Here is a 15,609-nt window from a genome sequence, read left to right on the forward strand (position 1 = left end):
TGGGGCGCGGCGTGGCTTCGTGCTGCCCTACCGTCGATCGCATGCGCATCCGTATCGTCGACGCCTTCACCGATCAGCCCTTCTCCGGAGCGCCGGCCGGCGTCGTGCTTCTCGACGCCTTCCCCGAGGACGCCTGGATGCAGCGCGTCGCCGCCGAGGTCAATCACGCGGAAACGGCCTTTCTGCATCCCATTACCGACAATTCCGAAAAGTCGAAAAGCGCGGATTGGGCCCTCCGCTGGTTCACCCCGGCCGTCGAGGTGGCTCTCTGTGGTCACGCCACCCTCGCGGCCGCCCACGTGCTCGCCGCCGGGAGCGTCCGGTTCGCCACGAGGAGCGGCATCCTCACGGCCCGTACCGCGGCCGACGGGCTGATCACCCTGGACTTCCCGACGGCGCCGCTCACGCCGGTCGAGGCCGGCCCCGCGCTGGCGGCCGCGCTCGGCGCCGAGGTGAAAGCCGTGCACCACACCGGACCGGACACCGACGACCTCCTCGTCGAGCTGGCCGGCGAGAAGGCAGTCCGGGAGGTCGTCCCCGATCTGCGCGCCCTGATCCCGCTCTCGAACCGCGGGGTCATCGTGACCGCCGCCGGGGAGGGCGGCGGCTACGACTTCGTCTCGCGCTTCTTCGGCCCGGCCGTGGGCGTGGACGAGGACCCGGTCACCGGCAGCGCCCACACGGCCCTGGCGCCGTACTGGGCCGCCCGGCTGGGCCGGGACGAGCTGACCGGGTACCAGGCCTCCCGCCGGGGCGGTTTCGTACGGGTGCGGCTCCGGGGCGGCCGCACCGAGCTCGCCGGTCACGCCGTCACGGTCATCGACGGCGCCCTGACCGCCGGGCTACTCGGCGCGGGGACCGCCGGGGACCCACTTCACGTCGCCTGACGGGTTCGCCACCCGGGAGAGGATGAACAGGAGGTCGGAGAGGCGGTTCAGGTACTTGGCCGGCTCGACGGCGGTCCGCTCCGGGTCGGCCTCGACGAGGGCCCACGCCGAGCGCTCGGCCCGGCGGGCCACGGTCCGGGCCACGTGCAGCAGGGCCGCGCCCGGGGTGCCACCCGGCAGGATGAAGCTGTCGAGCGGCGTCAGCCTCTCGTTGTACTCGTCGCACCAGCCCTCGAGACGTTCCACGTACGCGGGGGTGATCCTCAAGGGCGTGTATTCGAGGACCTCGTCGGTGAGCGGGTTGCCGAGATCCGCCCCGAGGTCGAAGAGGTCGTTCTGGATGCGCGCGAGCACCCCTCGTACATCTGAAGGCAGATCGCCCAGGGCGAGCGCCGCACCCAGCGCGGCGTTGCACTCGTCCGCGTCCGCGTAGGCGGCGATCCTCGGATCGGTCTTCGGCGCGACCTCGTTGTTGACCAGGCGGGTCTGGCCCGCGTCGCCGGTCCGCGTGTAGATACGGGTGAGATGGACAGCCATGCGACCCACCCTACGAGCCGACCCTACGAGGCGCTGCGGGCGCGGGAACCCTACGATGGCCCGCGTGGATGTGATCAGGGTGAAGGGTGGCGCGCGGCTTGCCGGTGACGTCGCCGTCGGTGGGGCGAAGAACTCGGCGCTGAAGCTGATGGCGGTCGCGTTGCTCGCCGAGGGCCGCAGCGTGGTGGCGAACGTCCCGCGCATCACCGACATCGCCATCATGGCCGAGGTGCTGCGCCGGCTCGGCTGCGACGTCGAGCTCAAGGGCAACGAGGCGATCATCGACGTGCCCTCCGAGCCCGGCGCGGAAGCCGACTACGACCTGGTCCGCCGGCTGCGCGCGTCGATCTGCGTGCTCGGCCCGCTGCTGGCCCGCCGCGGCTACGTCCGGGTGGCGCTGCCCGGCGGCGACATGATCGGCTCCCGGGGTCTGGACATGCACGTCTCCGGCCTGGCCCGGATGGGCGCGGAGATCTCCAACGAGCACGGCTTCGTGATCGCCTCGGCGCCGCACGGCCTGCGCGGCACCAAGATCTGGCTGGACTTCCCGAGCGTCGGCGCCACCGAGAACCTGCTGATGGCGGCCGTGCTGGCCCGCGGCGTCACGGAGATCGACAACGCGGCCCGGGAGCCGGAGATCGTCGACATCTGCGAGATGCTCACCGCGATGGGCGCCAAGATCGAGGGCGCCGGCACGTCGACGCTGGTGGTCGAGGGCGTGGAGGGGCCGCTCAAGCCGGTCGAGCACACCACCGTCGGCGACCGGATCGTCGGCGGCACCTGGGCGTTCGCCTCGGTGATGACCCGTGGCGACGTGACCGTGAAGGGCGTCCGGCCGGAATTCCTCGACATCGCGCTGGACAAGCTGGTCACCGCGGGTGCCACGGTCGAGCCGGGAGAAAACCAGTTTCGGGTACGGATGACCGAACGCCCCCGCGGCGTCGACATCGTGACCCTGCCCTACCCGGGCTTCGCGACCGACCTGCTGCCGATGGCGCTCGGCCTCGCGACCGTGGCCGAGGGCTCCTCGCTGATCACCGAGAACATCTTCGACGGACGATTCATGTTCGTGAACGAGATGGTCCGGCTGGGGGCGGAGATCCGTACCGACGGGCACCACGCCGTCGTGAACGGGCGCGAGCGGCTCTCCGGCGCGCCGGTGCGGGCCACCGACATCCGGGCCGGGGCGGGCCTCGTGATCGCGGGGCTGTGCGCGGACGGGGTGACCGAGGTCGGCGAGGTGCACCACATCGACCGGGGCTACCCCGACTTCGTCAACGACCTGGCAAGCCTCGGCGTCGAGGTGGAGCGCACCGACGTACCCGAGCCGACGTTCGACTTCTGAGGGTCAGGACTGGGCCAGGCGTCTGGCCTCCTCGACCTCCTCGGCGAAGACCAGCACGCTGACCCGCCCGTCCCGCCGGGTCGCGCTCGTCGCTCGGATGCCCGCATCGGCGAGCAGCCGCCGGATCTCGTCGGCGACCTCCGGGTCGTCCGTGACGGCCGCGGGCCAGAGCAGTCCGTAGTCCTCGTACTCGGAGAAGATCGAGAGACCGTCCGGTTCCCCGCCTGGGGCGCCGGTGGGTTGCAGGCCCATCCGCCAGAAGACCGCGCCGAGAAAGCCGACCAGACCGACGGCGATCAACGGTCCGATGAGGTACCAGCCGTCGCTCGTGGCCATGGGCACAGTGTGGCACCGCTCAGCGCCGATTTCTGGGGAATTGCCCCGATCGAGAACCGCCCTGAGCCTTCGTTAAGTAACCCCGTTAAGGTGGGGCGACATTCAACGGCGAAGGAGTGGGCTATGGCGGGTCGTCTCGCGGTCATCGGTTCCGGTCTGATGGGCTCCGGCATCGCGCAGGTCTCGGCGCAGGCCGGCTGGCAGGTCACCATGCGGGACGTCACCGACGCCTCGCTCAACCGCGGTCTCGCCGCGATCGAGGAGTCGCTGACCCGGTTCGCGGTGAAGGGGAAGATCCCGGAGTCGGACGTCGAGGCCACCCTGTCCCGGATCACCGCCACCACGGACCTCGACGCCGCGGCCGACGCCGACGTCGTGGTCGAGGCGATCTTCGAGAAGATCGAGGCGAAGCACGAGGTCTTCAAGCAGCTCGACAAGATCTGCAAGGAGGGCGCGGTCCTCGGCACCAACACCTCGGCCATCCCGATCACCCAGATCGCCACGGTCACCGCGCGGCCGGAGTCCGTGGTCGGCATCCACTTCTTCTCGCCGGTGCCGATGATGAAGCTGGTCGAGCTGGTCCGCGGCTACCAGACCTCGGACGCCACGCTCGCGGCCGCCCGCTCGTTCGCCGAGGGCGTCGGCAAGACCTGCGTCGAGGTGAAGCGCGACGTCGCCGGCTTCGTGTCGAACCGGCTCTTCTCCGCGATCCTGGTCGAGGCGATCAAGCTGGTCGAGTCGGGCGTGGTCAGCGCCGAAGACCTGGACACCGTCATGAAGCTCGGCTTCGGGCACGCCATGGGCCCGCTCGCCACGGTCGACCTGACCGGCCTCGACGTGATGCTCAACGCCGCCGGCAACATCTACCGCGACACCGCCGACGAGAAGTTCTTCCCGCCGGAGCTGCTCCAGCGCATGGTCACGGCCGGCGACCTGGGCCGCAAGACCGGCAAGGGCTTCTACACCTACTGAGAAACCGGGGTGTCAGCGCTGCGCGGCGAACGCCAGCGACAGCGCCGTGGCCGCCACCATGCCACCGAGCAGCGTCAACCCGATGCCGCCGATGTCCAGCCGCGCGTGCAGCCGGCGGTGCGCGAGCCAGGCGGCCACCGGCACCCCGGTCGACGGCGCCACCAGGAACCCGAGCCAGCCGACACCCCGGATCAGCACGCCGCCGGGTACCCCCGTACCCCCGAAGGTCACCAACCCGGCGGCGACCAGGCCCGCCAGGGCCGCGCAGAGCGCGCCCACCAGTGGCAGCAGCGGGAACACCCACCGGGTGAGCCCGCGCCCGGCCGGGCGGACCGTCACGTCGATCCGGTCCTGGGCGCGGGCCAGCAGCACCCGCGGCGACTGCCGGCCCTGGGTGAGAGCCGTGCCGGCGCCGGGTTCCCCGGACTCCCCGGAGGGCCGCCGCTGCAGGGCCACCCGGGGCATCGCCTCGATCGGGGCCGGCTCGGGCACCTCGCCCAGCGCGCGCACCCGCATCCCGCGCGCCCGGCGCAGCTGGTCCCAGAGCCGGGCCGCCTCCCGGTCCACGTCGAGGACCTGGGCGGCCGCCGCGCCGGCCCAGCGGTCGGCGGTGAGCGCGTCGTGCTCGGCGCGGGCCAGCTCACCGGCGGCCCGTGCCGCGTTGTCCTGGTACGCCTGCTCCGCGCTGTCCAGTTCGGTGTCGCGGCGCTTGTTCACCTCGGCGAGGGCGCTCACCATCAGCTGGTAGTCGCGCCCCAGCGGCTGCCGGTCACGTGTGGTCACTGTTCACCTCGTACGGGATGATCACTTCGGGTGTGCGGTGCACGGAACGGTCGAAGAAGAGGGCCCGCCGGGGGCGCGGATACCAGACCGGGCCGCCGGGGTGCGGGTAGAGCGGCGTCAGGTCGGCGCCGGCCACGTCGAGGGCCACCCAGGCGCCGATGGCGTCCAGGTCGGCGCCGAGGCCGCCCAGGTCGTCGCGGAGCCTCGGGACGGTACGCCACCAGCCGAGCACGTGCGTACGGCGCTCGGGCCCGCTGTCCAGCAGGGCCCGCAGCGACGGCCGGTGCGCCGGGCCGGCCGCGTCGAGCGCGTACCCGAGCACGTAGTGCGGTACCTCGGTGGCGGGCAGGTCGAACGTGACGTCCGAGGAGTCGTACCAATCGGCGGCCGGCAGCTCGGCGACCAGCCGGGCCGCCGCACGTTCCGCCTCGGGGGCCAGGCAGATCACGCTGAAGTGCGCCGGACCCTGTGCCGCGAGCGACAGCGCCGCGGCCGCGAGCACGTCGCAGGCCTCGTCGGTCCGCGCGCCGAGGACGGCGAGGTTGCGCCCCGGCATCCGCCCGAGTCGCAGCCGGGCCGGCTGAGCCGCCACGTCGATCCGTTCCCCCAGAACGGCGCCCGGCGAGGAACCGATCAGGGTGGGCCCCGGTGCGGAGAAGGCGGCGAGCCGGTACGCCGCCGGCAGCCGCGGCACCGCGTTGCCGTCGAACAGGCGCGGCTCCTCGCAGCCGATCGGCCGGGACCGCCAGAGCCGCCGCTGCAGGGTGCGCCAGACGGTCCGGTCGCCGGCGTCCGGCAGCCGTACGATCCGGTTCGCGCCGGCCGCGCCCGAGGCGGTGTTCACGACCGCGTGGTAGCGGGGGATGACCGCGGCCGCGAGATTGTCGTCGGGCAGGATCCGGCGGGCCTTGGGCAGCGCGATCCGCAGCGGGAAGCAGCCGGAGAGCGCCTGCACCCCGATCGTGTCCGGGGACGCGAGGATCAGGTGCACGCCCTGCGCCCCGCCCCGCCGGGCGATGTCCTCGAGCAGGCCGGCCGCCTCCTCGGCGGTGGCGTCCCGCCCGGTGATCAGCGCCTGGAACTCGTCGACGACGGCCACGATCCGCGGCCAGTGGCCGTCCGGGTCGGCGGCCCGCAGCCCGGCGAGCGTCCCGGCGCCGTGCCGTTTCCCGGCGAGCGACCGGGTGCGCATCTCCTCGGCGAGGTGCCGCAGCATCGCCAGGCCGAACTCGCGGTCCGCGTTCACGTTGATGCCGGCCAGCCGCACCTGGGGCAGCCAGCTCGGGTCGCGCGAGCCGGGGGCGTACCGCGCGAACGAGACGCCCTCCTTGAAGTCGAGCAGGTAGAGCGCGAGCTCCTCGGGGCCGTACCGGGTGGCGAGCGAGGAGAGCCAGACGTGGATCAGGTTGGTCTTGCCGGAGCCGGACGGGCCGCCGATGAGCGCGTGCGGGAACTCGTCGCCGAGCGGCACCTCGACCATCGTCCCGTCGGTGCAGTCGCCGATCGGGGCGGGCAGCCCGTACGCCGAGGACGCCGCCCAGAACTTCGGCGGCTCCAGGTCGCTGAGCCTGGCCGGGGCCGGCCCGGCCCGCAGCCGGTCGGCGGCCGCCTTGCAGAACGCGGCGACCCGGTCGGCGGGCGGCGGCGGGTCGAGGCTGATCGGCAGCGTCCCGAGTGAGTCGCAGTACGCCGTCCGCTCGGACACCACGATCCGCTCGACGCTCGCGTGGTCCACCAGGTCCAGGCCGCGGACCAGCAGGTGGACCCCGGCCGCGACGCCGTTCCGCACGATCCGCTCCAGCTGCGCCCGCTGCACCGGCGTCATCTCGGCCCCGGTGGCCCGGTCGGCGAGCAGCACGACGAGCCGCCACGGCTCGGTACGCGGCCCCGGCATGGCGTTGACCCGGCAGATGTGCTCGACCAGCTCGTCCAGAAGGGACCCGAGCGCGCCCGGCCCGACCAGCGAGGGGGACAGCGGGGCGAACGGCGCGAGCGTGCCGCCGAGCTGCTCCGGGTCGTAGACGGTGAGCTGCACGTCGCCGGGCCGGGTGCTGCCGAGCGCGCGCAGCAGCAGGCCGGTGATCACCTGGTCGAGGACCGCCGGCGGCCCGGCCAGGTGCAGGTGTGCCGCGTCGAGCAGCGGCACGAGCCCGGGCAGGGCGGCCGTCTCCTCGAACGCGATCGTGCCGATGCGCAGCAGGCCAGGCCGTCCGCCCGGTTCCGGCTCGCTCGGCGCCCACACCCGCCACGGCGCGCCGGCCGCGCCGGTGGCGGTGACCGTGGCGAGCCCTCGCAGGTGACCGGCAAGGCGTACCGCTTCGCTGCGGTACCGCCGCTGGATGTCGTCACGGGCCGCCTCGCGCGCCGCGGCCAGCTGGTTCAGGCAGGTGGCGTACGCCTCCCGCACCAGCCCTTTGCGGTGCTGAGCTTCGCCCCGTGCGGTTTCCGCGGCGGCCAGCACCGCCCGTGCGGTGCCCCGAGCCTCGGCGAGTTCCTGCCGGACAGCGGCGACCAACGCGTTGCGGTGACTACCCACGCGCACCCCCGGAGTCCATGTTGGGGGAGTTTAGCCATATCTGCCCAATTCGGGCATTTAGCCGTTGCGTGTCGTGATCTCGTGCAGGTTACGGCCGCTCAGTTCCTCCCACAGCCGGCCCGCGACGACCATGCCGGCCTCCTGCTGCCACTGCCGGGTCACGTCGCGGGGCACGTACCGCCGGAACCAGTCGGCGGCGAGCCGCGCCTCCCGGCTCACGCCGTCGGTGCGGGGCCTCCGCGCGTACGGGTCGATGCCGAGCACGCAGCAGAACTGCAGCACGTTGTAGTAGCGCCACTCGTCGGTGGTCCCGAACGGCCCGGCCGGCCGCAGCGCCGAGACCGACTCGCGCAGCACCGCGCGCAGTTCCCGGGCCCGCGCCCGCGGCGAGTCCTCCCGGCCGGCCAGCCGCCGCTCGACCACCGGCAGGTCGGTGAGCGGGCTGCGGGTCAGCCGGTCCAGGTCGCCGAAGTCGGTGAGCGCCCGCCGGGTCAGCCGGAGGAACTCGGGCTCGCTGATGGCGTCCAGCCGGCGGCGTTCCCGGCGGCGCAGCAGCGCCTCGGCGTTGGTGAAGAGCGCGGCCCGGTCCGTCCGCAACGGACCCTCGTCGGCGAGCGCCACCCGGTCCAGCAGCCGCCGCACCCGGCTGGACAGCCCGACGCCGGCCGCCGCGACCGCGAGGATCATGAACTGGAGCACCACGATTACGTCGTGGCCGGGCGACAGCATCACGGTGACCGCGGCCGGCACCCCGGCCAGCACCGTCACGGCGATCGCCCCGGTCACCGAGCGCCGCAGGTCGGGCCGCAGCCGCTCACCGGTCTCCACGGCGTGCGCCACCGCGATGAGGTAGCCGGCCGCCAGCAGGTCCACGCCGAGCGCCGCGAGCGCCGGGATCTCGGCGTTCGCCGACGGCGTCAGCAGCAGGGCCAGCGCGGCCGCGTAGAGCACCGCCAGCATCGTCATGGTGGCCGGCAGCCGGGGCGGGAACACCTGTGCGCGCCCCCGCCAGAGCAGCGTCAGCGCGCCGGCCAGCGGGGTCAGCGCCACCAGCCGGCCCATCGGCGGCAGCGCGATCACCATGACCAGGAAGAGCACGCCGAGCACCAGCGCCCCCCGGTCGATCGGCCGCCGTTCCCGGGGCGTCAGCGGCAGCAGCGCGACGACGGCGCCCGCCCAGCCCAGCGCCGGCAGGCAGAGCCAGATCTGGGCGAGGGCGCCGCCGTCCGTGACCGTCCAGATCAACAGCCCGATCGCGTACGCCCACAGCGTCGCCGACGCCCAGCGCAGGACCGTCCGACGTGGATCGCGCCCGACCAGGTAGCAGGCGAGCCACGCGGACAGCGTGAAGACGGGAACGGCGAGAGCGGCCACCGGAAGAGTCAACCAAAGAGGCGTTGCGTATCGACAGCCCTGTCCTCTCTCGCCTCCCGGCGCCGGTTGCGCCGCCGCAGCACCCAGAACGAGAAGAACAGCAGGAACGCCAGCCCGATCAGGACCAGGATCGGCAGCACGATCGCGAGGACCGACATGACCACGCTGCCGAAGTCCTCGGCCGTGCTGGCGACCGGCGCGCCGAAGCCCGCTGTGGTGGCGTTCACGACCGGCCGGGACGCGGCCTTCACCCCGTGCACCCCGAGCGCGATCACCGCGCCCGCCACGATCGGCACCCACGCGTGCGAGCTGAAGAACGCGCCCGGGTCGGCCACCGTCACGGTCTCGGAGGTCGAGCCGGCGCCGAACGCCAGGCCGCCGGCGGTCGGCCGGACGAACGTCTGCACCACGTCGTTGAAGTGGTCGACGACCGGAACCTTGTCGGCCACCACCTCGATCGCCAGCAGCAGGGCCAGGATCGTCAGGGTCCAGCCGTTGGACAGCCAGGACCAGCCGGCCGGCAGGTCGATCGCGTCGGTGAACCGGGCGAGCAGTCCCATCGTCAGCAGGGGGATATACGCATTCAGGCCCGCGGATGCCGCCAGGCCGGTGCCGGTCAGGACTTCGAACACTCAGTCAGCATGGCACCGGCACGCACGTCCCGCCTCTTGGGCTAACCTCGTCCGGTGCGTCTGGTCATCGCGAAGTGTTCAGTGGACTACGTCGGGCGGTTGTCCGCCCACCTCCCGCCGGCAGTCCGGCTGCTGATGGTGAAGGCCGACGGGTCGGTGTCGATCCATGCCGACGACCGTGCCTACAAGCCGCTCAACTGGATGAGCCCGCCGTGCAAGCTGCGGGAGTCGGAGGGCGTCTGGAAGGTGGTCAACAAGGCCGGCGAGGAGCTGCGGATCACCCTGGAGGAGATCTTCCAGGACTATTCGTACGATCTCGGCGTCGACCCGGGCCTGGTCAAGGACGGCGTCGAGGCCCACCTCCAGGAGCTGCTGGCCGCTCACCCGGAGACGTTCGGCGAGGGCTGGACGCTGGTCCGCCGCGAGTTCATGACCGCGATCGGCCCGGTCGACCTGCTCTGCAAGGACGAGAACGGCGGCTCGGTGGCCGTCGAGATCAAGCGGCGCGGCGAGATCGACGGCGTCGAGCAGCTGACGCGCTACCTCGAACTGATGAACCGCGACCCGCTGCTCTCCCCGGTCAAGGGCGTCTTCGCGGCCCAGGAGATCAAGCCGCAGGCCCGGGTGCTGGCGACCGATCGGGGCATCCGCTGCGTCGTCGTCGACTACGACAAGCTCCGCGGCATGGAGCGCGACGAGCTGACCCTCTTCTGACGCCGCTCACCCCTCCGCCCCTGGTGGTGCCGCTCCCGCGTGTTGAGTTCGGGTTCGATGCGCGCCTCAACTCAACACGCGAAGATGGTGCCGCTTCCGCGTGTTGAGTTCGGGTCCGATGCGCGCCTCAACTCAACACGCGAAGATGGTGCCGCTTCCGCGTGTTGAGTTCGGGTCCGATGCGCGATGGTGGGAGGGTCAGCGGGGAGTCAGCTCGGTCCGGTCCTCGGCCGTCGTGGCGTTGACGTAGGCGCGGCAACCGAAGACCGCGATCGCCGCCTGCAGGACGACGGTGGTCCAGGACAGCGGGTGGTCCTGGGCCAGGGCGATCAGCGCCGGCAGGGCCAGCAGCAGGATGTCCGGGCCGGCCAGCGAGTTCACCAGCGGCCCGGTCGAGACCGTCCCCATCGGGGTGTCCAGCGGCAGTAGGTCGTTGCGGACGAACCCGGTCCGGGCGTGCCGGGCCGCGGCCGCCGCGGCGGCCGGCGCGATCGCCGGCCCCAGCGCCCACCAGGGTCCGGCCGGCAGGTGGCCGGTGAGCTGGAGCAGGGCCAGCGCCGTGGTGGCCCAGATCGCGGCCAGCCCGGCGGGCACCCACAGTCGCTGGTAGAGGGCCTCGCGCGAGGTCAGGCCGAGGAGCCGGGACATCACCGGGTTGCCGGCGTCGGTCCGGATCGTGGCCGAGGACGTGCGCGCGGCGACCATCGTGGCGATCAGCAGGACGACCGCGAGCAGCCAGCGCGGCGCCGGGGTCAGCAGCAGCGGCAGCGTGGTGCCGCCGGCCAGCCAGAGCAGGCGCGGGAGCCGGCGGCCGGCCAGCAGCAGGTCCTGGCCGGTCAGGATCGGGAGCCGGGCCGGCAGCCGGGTGGAGCGCAGCCGGCGGTTCGCCCAGTACCGCCTCTCGACCATGTCGGCCACCCAGGACGGCTCCATGCCGAACGCCGCGTCGAAGAGGGTGCCGGCCGTCTTCGCCGACTCCAGGATGCGGTCGTTGCGGGTGCGCGCGAGGGAACGTACAAGATGAAGGAAGCCCAGGAGGGCGACCAGCGCAAGCGGAAGCAGCGAGACGGCCGGAGGCCGGATCGTCAGTGCCGGCGGCACCCAGCCGGATGCCTCCGCGACGAGCTCGGCCAGGCCGATGGCGAGCGCCAGCGAGGCGAGGCGGTCCAGCAGGCCCGCGCCGTGCCGCGCGGTCTGGGCCAGCGCCGCGGCCAGGAAGATCAGCAGGCCGGTCAGGGCGCCCGCGACGATCAGCGAGTCGGTGAGATCGTCGCGGTTGCCGGCGTGGCCGAGGATCGCGAAGGCGGTGGCCGCGCCGGCCAGTGCCGCGCCGGCCGCCGCGAGACGCAGCGACGGGAGCAGCAGGCGGCGGCGGCTCACCGGCGCGGTCAGCAGGAAGTACGCGGCCGGGCGGCTCATCGTGATCGGGCCGAGCTGCCGCAGGGCGAGCAGCAGCAGGGCGCCGCAGATCACCGCCACGGCGACGCCGGCCGGACCGGAGAGCGACGGGTCCGAGGGCCAGAAGACGGCCATGAGCTGGCGTTCGAAGACGGCCGCCGTGATCGCGACGAAGAGCACGCCGACGTAGACGTTGCTGAGGGTGGCGCCGCGTTCCCGATGCGACGCCTGGGTGGCTTGGATCCAGCGGCGGACCGGGCGCAGCGGGACGGCCGGCGAGCTCACAACGAGTCCATCGTGGTCACCGCGGCGCCGGACGCGGCCGCGAACGCGTCGTCGTGGCTCGCCATCAGCAGCGAGCCGCCGTCGGCGAGGTACTCGGCCAGCATGGCGGCGACCGCGGCCTTGCCGTCCGGGTCGAGGCGCTGCTCCGGCTCGTCGAGGATCAGCAGCGAGCTCGGCCGGATCAGCGCGAGCACCAGTGTGAGGCGCTGCTTCTGACCCGAGGAGAGCGACGGCGGGATGGCGTCGGCGTGCCCGGCCAGCCCGAAGCGCTCGAGCGCCTCGTCGATCGCCGAGAGGTCGTGGCCGTGCGCGCGGCAGACCAGCTCGGCGTGCTCGCGGGCGGTGAGGCCGGGGTACCAGGTCGGCGGCTCGACGGTGGTGACCACGGCACGCCAGAACTCCGGGGTGTCGCCCGGCTCGCCGCCGAACACCCGGATCTCGCCGGCGTCCGGCTGCTGCAGGCTGCTCACGCAGCGCAGCAGCGTGGACTTGCCGATGCCGTTCTCCCCGGTCACGCAGACGCCGGCGCCGGCCGGCACGACCAGGCCGACGTCGACCAGGACCGGCGTGGAGCCGTAGCTGACGTGAAGACCGCTGACCTCGACCGCCGGATGATCCACCCGCCCAGACTAGGGCTTTCGTCCGTAGAGCAGGCGCAGGGCCTTGACGATCTGGCTCACCTGGGCGGGGGTCCGCTCGAACGTCATGGCGGGCAGCAGCGACTTCGCCCGGCGCACCGTGATCGCCTTGGGGCGGGCGAACTCGCGCAGCCCGTCCTCGCCGTGGATCCGGCCGAACCCGGACTCGCCGACGCCCCCGAACGGCAGGTTGCCCATGCCGACGAAGGTGAGCGTGCCGTTGACGGCCACCATGCCGGAGCGCAGGCGCCGGGCGATGCGGATGGCGTTCCGCTTGCCGAAGACCGAGCCACCCAATCCGTACGGGGTGTCGTTGGCCTTCTGGACGGCCTCGTCCGCGTCGCGCACCTTCGTGATCGTCAGCGTCGGGCCGAACGTCTCCTCCCGGATCTCCGAGGAGTCCCCGGGAACGTCGACGAGGACGGTCGGCGCGACGTAGGGCGCCCGCACCGCCCCGGCGCCGCCGAGCACGGCCCGGCCGCCCTTCGCGAGCGCGTCCTCGATGTGGTCGCGGATGATCTCCAATTGGCGGGGCATGGTGATCGGCCCGATCTCCTCGCCGGTGCGCAGCCGGCCGGCCTTCTCCACGACGGCCTGCACGAACCGGTCGTAGACCGGCTCGACGGCGTAGACCCGCTCGATGCCGATGCAGGTCTGCCCGGCGTTGGTCATGGCGCCCCAGACGGCGGCCTCGGCCGCGGCGCTGACGTCCGCGTCGGCGTCCACAATGAGCGCGTCCTTGCCGCCCGCCTCGATCACCACCGGGACGAGGTTCTCGGCGCAGGCGGCCATCACCTTCTTGCCGGTGGCGGTGGACCCGGTGAACGAGACCTTGCCGACCCCGGCGCGGCAGAGCGCCCCGCCGACGTCGCCGAGGCCGTGCACGGCCTGCAGGACCGGGTGTTCCGGGACCACCTCGGCGAACGTGTCGGCGAGCCACTGGCCGACCACCGGGGTGTACTCGCTCGGCTTGAAGACCACGGTGTTGCCGGCCGCGAGGGCGCCGCTGATCGGGCCGACCGGCGTCACGATCGGGTAGTTCCACGGGCCGATCACGCCGACCACCCCGAACGGCAGGTACTCCAGGTGGCCGGAGTGCTCGGCGAGCAGCAGCCGGGTGCGTACCTTGCGGGGGCCGAGCACCCGCTTCGCGTTCTTGGCGGCCCAGTCCAGGTGCTCGACGGCCGCGGTGACCTCGATGATCCCGTCGGTGACCGGCTTGCCGGCCTCCCGGTGGGTGAGCCCGGCCAGCTCCTCGATGCGCTCGACCAGCAGGGAGCGCCAGCGCAGCAGCCGGGTCTTGCGGCCTTCGAAGCCGAGGCCCTGCCACCAGGCCGCGGCGGCCCTGGCACGCTCGACGGCGGCCGTGACCTCCTTCTCGCCGGCGACCGGGACGCGCCCGGCCTCCTCGCCGGTGGCCGGATTCGTGGAGATCAACCAGCCGTCCTCGATCACGGGCAGGCCGGGAACGTGAGTCGCCGTCATGTACGGAGTCTAGGGTGATTGTTACCGGTCAGTCACTACGTACTCTTGAGCTTGTGAGCCCCCGCCGTAATCGCCCTCGTCGCCGCGACGCCGAAGATCCACGCCCGGACCGTCCCGGCATCACCGAGGACCGCGTCCAGCAGTGGCAGGACGGCGAGTGGATGGTGCGCAACATCTTCGGGCAGGCGGCCGTCAAGATCTACCGGTGCCCGGGCTGCATGGGGGACATCCGGCCGGGGGTGGCGCACGTCGTGGCCTGGCCGGCCGACGGCTACGGCGACGAGTCCGACCGCCGGCACTGGCACACCGGCTGCTGGCGGGCCCGGGACCGGCGGGCCCCCGGTGTGGAGCGGTCGCGCAACGCCCCTCGTTATGGTTGATCGGTGAGCAACCAGATCCGGGCCAACTCGATCCTGCCCGCGCACCGCGAGGAGATCGAGCTGCACACCGCGGACGGCGTCACCCTCGTCGGCGAGCTGGCCCGCCCGCTCGACCGTGAGCCGGTGGCCACCCTCGTCTGCCTGCACCCGCTGCCCACCCATGGCGGGATGATGGACAGCCACATCTATCGCAAGGCAGCCTGGCGGCTGCCTGCTCTGGCCGGGGTCGCGGTGCTGCGGTTCAACACGCGCGGGACCACTTCGGTACGCGGGACCAGCGGCGGCACGTTCTCCGGGGCGGTCGACGAGAAATACGATGTGGCCGCGGCCATCGAATACGCGGAGTTCGCCGACCTGCCGAACATCTGGCTGGTGGGCTGGTCGTTCGGCACCGACCTGACGCTGATGTACGGCCTCGACCCGGCGGTGAACGGCGCGATCCTGCTCTCCCCGCCGCTGCGCTTCTCCCGCCCCGAGCACCTCGACGCGTGGGCCGCGGCGGGCAAGCCGGTCACCGCGATCATCCCGGAGTTCGACGACTACCTGCGCCCGGCCGAGGCGAAGGAGCGCTTCGCCGCGATCCCGCAGTGCGAGGTGCTGCCGGTCGACGGCGGCAAGCACCTCTGGGTCGGCGACGCCGAGAAGATCCTCGACGAGATCGTCCGCCGGGTCGCGCCGGACGTCCCCACGCCGCTGCCGGTGACGTGGGACGGGCCGATGGAGACCGGCGACATGAACGCGTACGCGGACCGTACGGTCGCCGCCTTCTCCGGAAAGCCCGTCCCCCGTCCCGAATAGGTCAGCCCATGGCCCGGGCGACCGCGGCGTCGAGCTCGGCCATCGCCGCGCTCTCCTCCGGGCTGCCGCCGGCCGCGGCCTCCCGCAGGTTCGCCGGGAAGATCTCGGCGAGTGACTTCGAGTGATCCTCGCCGTCCGCGGGCAGCTCGTACCGCAACGGCGAGGTCAGGTGGATCGCGACCGGCGCGGCGAGCGCCGGGAGATCGGTGATGGACGTCCGCTCTCCCGGGACCCACTTGCAGTAGATCCAGGCGTAGACGGTCCGCGGGTCGGCGCCCTCGGGCGAGAGGCCCATCGGCCGGCCCGCGCAGACCGGCCGCCACCCGGGCTCCTGGGTGGTCTCCCGGCCGAACGTGGCGTCCGCCTCCAGTGCCCGCAGGGCCTCCTCGGTGGCGGCCGCGGCCGCGGGCGAGCCGGTGACCGCGTCGGCCGGCTCGCTGCCGCACGCGGTGAGGGCCGCGCCGATCAGGGCGAGACCCATCGCCGCCGATGCCCGTTTCTTCGTCACG

At 72.9% G+C, this 15,609-nt stretch carries 16 protein-coding genes; 6 read left to right on the top strand and 10 right to left on the bottom strand.

Going from position 1 to position 15,609, the window contains the following annotated elements; genetic code table 11:
• Positions 1-41: 41 nt before the first annotated feature.
• A complete protein-coding gene (locus AB0G10_RS02605; RefSeq protein ID WP_360915362.1) occupies positions 42-887 on the top strand; it encodes a PhzF family phenazine biosynthesis protein in 846 nt (281 codons plus the stop codon).
• On the opposite strand, the gene AB0G10_RS02610 is transcribed toward AB0G10_RS02605, so the two are convergent.
• Entirely contained in the window at positions 843-1,424 is a 582-nt protein-coding gene (locus AB0G10_RS02610) for a cob(I)yrinic acid a,c-diamide adenosyltransferase (protein WP_360915365.1), read from the bottom strand. The genes AB0G10_RS02605 and AB0G10_RS02610 overlap by 45 nt on opposite strands.
• 55 nt (positions 1,425-1,479) lie before the next feature.
• On the opposite strand from AB0G10_RS02610, the gene murA reads away from it, so the two are divergent.
• Entirely contained in the window at positions 1,480-2,769 is a 1,290-nt protein-coding gene (gene murA, locus AB0G10_RS02615; RefSeq protein WP_360915368.1) for a UDP-N-acetylglucosamine 1-carboxyvinyltransferase, read from the top strand.
• Between the two features lie 3 nt (positions 2,770-2,772).
• Here murA and AB0G10_RS02620 read toward each other — a convergent pair whose 3' ends face one another.
• The gene (locus AB0G10_RS02620; RefSeq protein ID WP_360915371.1) at positions 2,773-3,105 is read right to left on the bottom strand and encodes a hypothetical protein; all 333 of its coding nucleotides are present in this window, start codon (positions 3,103-3,105) and stop codon (positions 2,773-2,775) included.
• A 123-nt stretch (positions 3,106-3,228) separates the two neighbouring features.
• On the opposite strand from AB0G10_RS02620, the gene AB0G10_RS02625 reads away from it, so the two are divergent.
• Entirely contained in the window at positions 3,229-4,077 is an 849-nt protein-coding gene (locus tag AB0G10_RS02625) for a 3-hydroxyacyl-CoA dehydrogenase family protein (RefSeq protein ID WP_360915374.1), read from the top strand.
• 12 nt (positions 4,078-4,089) lie between these two features.
• Here the strand turns inward: AB0G10_RS02625 and AB0G10_RS02630 are convergent, their stop codons facing one another.
• The 4 genes from AB0G10_RS02630 to AB0G10_RS02645 are packed head-to-tail and all read right to left on the bottom strand — an operon-like array spanning position 4,090 to position 9,402.
• Complete coding sequence (locus AB0G10_RS02630) at positions 4,090-4,860, bottom strand: hypothetical protein (protein ID WP_360915377.1); 771 nt, start codon at positions 4,858-4,860, stop codon at positions 4,090-4,092.
• Positions 4,847-7,396: an FtsK/SpoIIIE domain-containing protein gene (locus AB0G10_RS02635; protein ID WP_360917932.1), complete on the bottom strand. Its 2,550-nt coding sequence runs from the start codon at positions 7,394-7,396 to the stop codon at positions 4,847-4,849. The genes AB0G10_RS02630 and AB0G10_RS02635 overlap by 14 nt, the downstream gene beginning before the upstream one ends.
• 57 nt (positions 7,397-7,453) lie before the next feature.
• The gene (locus tag AB0G10_RS02640) at positions 7,454-8,770 is read right to left on the bottom strand and encodes a hypothetical protein (RefSeq protein ID WP_360915380.1); all 1,317 of its coding nucleotides are present in this window, start codon (positions 8,768-8,770) and stop codon (positions 7,454-7,456) included.
• An 8-nt stretch (positions 8,771-8,778) separates the two neighbouring features.
• Entirely contained in the window at positions 8,779-9,402 is a 624-nt protein-coding gene (locus AB0G10_RS02645) for a DUF4126 domain-containing protein (RefSeq protein ID WP_360915383.1), read from the bottom strand.
• A gap of 54 nt (positions 9,403-9,456) precedes the next feature.
• Here AB0G10_RS02645 and nucS point away from each other — a divergent pair, with 54 nt between their 5' ends.
• Complete coding sequence (gene nucS / locus AB0G10_RS02650) at positions 9,457-10,116, top strand: endonuclease NucS (protein WP_360915386.1); 660 nt, start codon at positions 9,457-9,459, stop codon at positions 10,114-10,116.
• 198 nt (positions 10,117-10,314) lie between these two features.
• Here nucS and AB0G10_RS02655 read toward each other — a convergent pair whose 3' ends face one another.
• Genes AB0G10_RS02655 through AB0G10_RS02665 form a run of 3 tightly spaced genes read right to left on the bottom strand, consistent with a single transcriptional unit; the run spans position 10,315 to position 13,922 of the window.
• Complete coding sequence (locus tag AB0G10_RS02655) at positions 10,315-11,799, bottom strand: DUF6297 family protein (protein ID WP_360915388.1); 1,485 nt, start codon at positions 11,797-11,799, stop codon at positions 10,315-10,317.
• Entirely contained in the window at positions 11,796-12,419 is a 624-nt protein-coding gene (locus tag AB0G10_RS02660; RefSeq protein WP_360915391.1) for an ATP-binding cassette domain-containing protein, read from the bottom strand. Before AB0G10_RS02660 ends, AB0G10_RS02655 begins: the two co-directional genes overlap by 4 nt.
• A 9-nt stretch (positions 12,420-12,428) precedes the next feature.
• Positions 12,429-13,922 carry an aldehyde dehydrogenase family protein gene (locus AB0G10_RS02665; RefSeq protein ID WP_360915393.1) on the bottom strand — a complete coding sequence of 498 codons (1,494 nt, stop codon included), beginning with the start codon at positions 13,920-13,922 and terminating at the stop codon, positions 12,429-12,431.
• A 53-nt stretch (positions 13,923-13,975) separates the two neighbouring features.
• On the opposite strand from AB0G10_RS02665, the gene AB0G10_RS02670 reads away from it, so the two are divergent.
• Both AB0G10_RS02670 and AB0G10_RS02675 read left to right on the top strand, forming a co-directional pair.
• Positions 13,976-14,302, top strand: coding sequence for a hypothetical protein (locus tag AB0G10_RS02670; RefSeq protein ID WP_360915396.1), 327 nt, complete (start codon positions 13,976-13,978; stop codon positions 14,300-14,302).
• A 3-nt stretch (positions 14,303-14,305) separates the two neighbouring features.
• The gene (locus AB0G10_RS02675) at positions 14,306-15,100 is read left to right on the top strand and encodes an alpha/beta hydrolase (RefSeq protein WP_360915399.1); all 795 of its coding nucleotides are present in this window, start codon (positions 14,306-14,308) and stop codon (positions 15,098-15,100) included.
• 1 nt (position 15,101) lies between these two features.
• Here the strand turns inward: AB0G10_RS02675 and AB0G10_RS02680 are convergent, their stop codons facing one another.
• The gene (locus tag AB0G10_RS02680; protein WP_360915402.1) at positions 15,102-15,608 is read right to left on the bottom strand and encodes a hypothetical protein; all 507 of its coding nucleotides are present in this window, start codon (positions 15,606-15,608) and stop codon (positions 15,102-15,104) included.
• Position 15,609 lies beyond the last annotated feature (1 nt).

Source organism: Actinoplanes sp. NPDC023714 (assembly GCF_040639855.1).
Classification (GTDB): Bacteria; Actinomycetota; Actinomycetes; order Mycobacteriales; family Micromonosporaceae; genus Actinoplanes.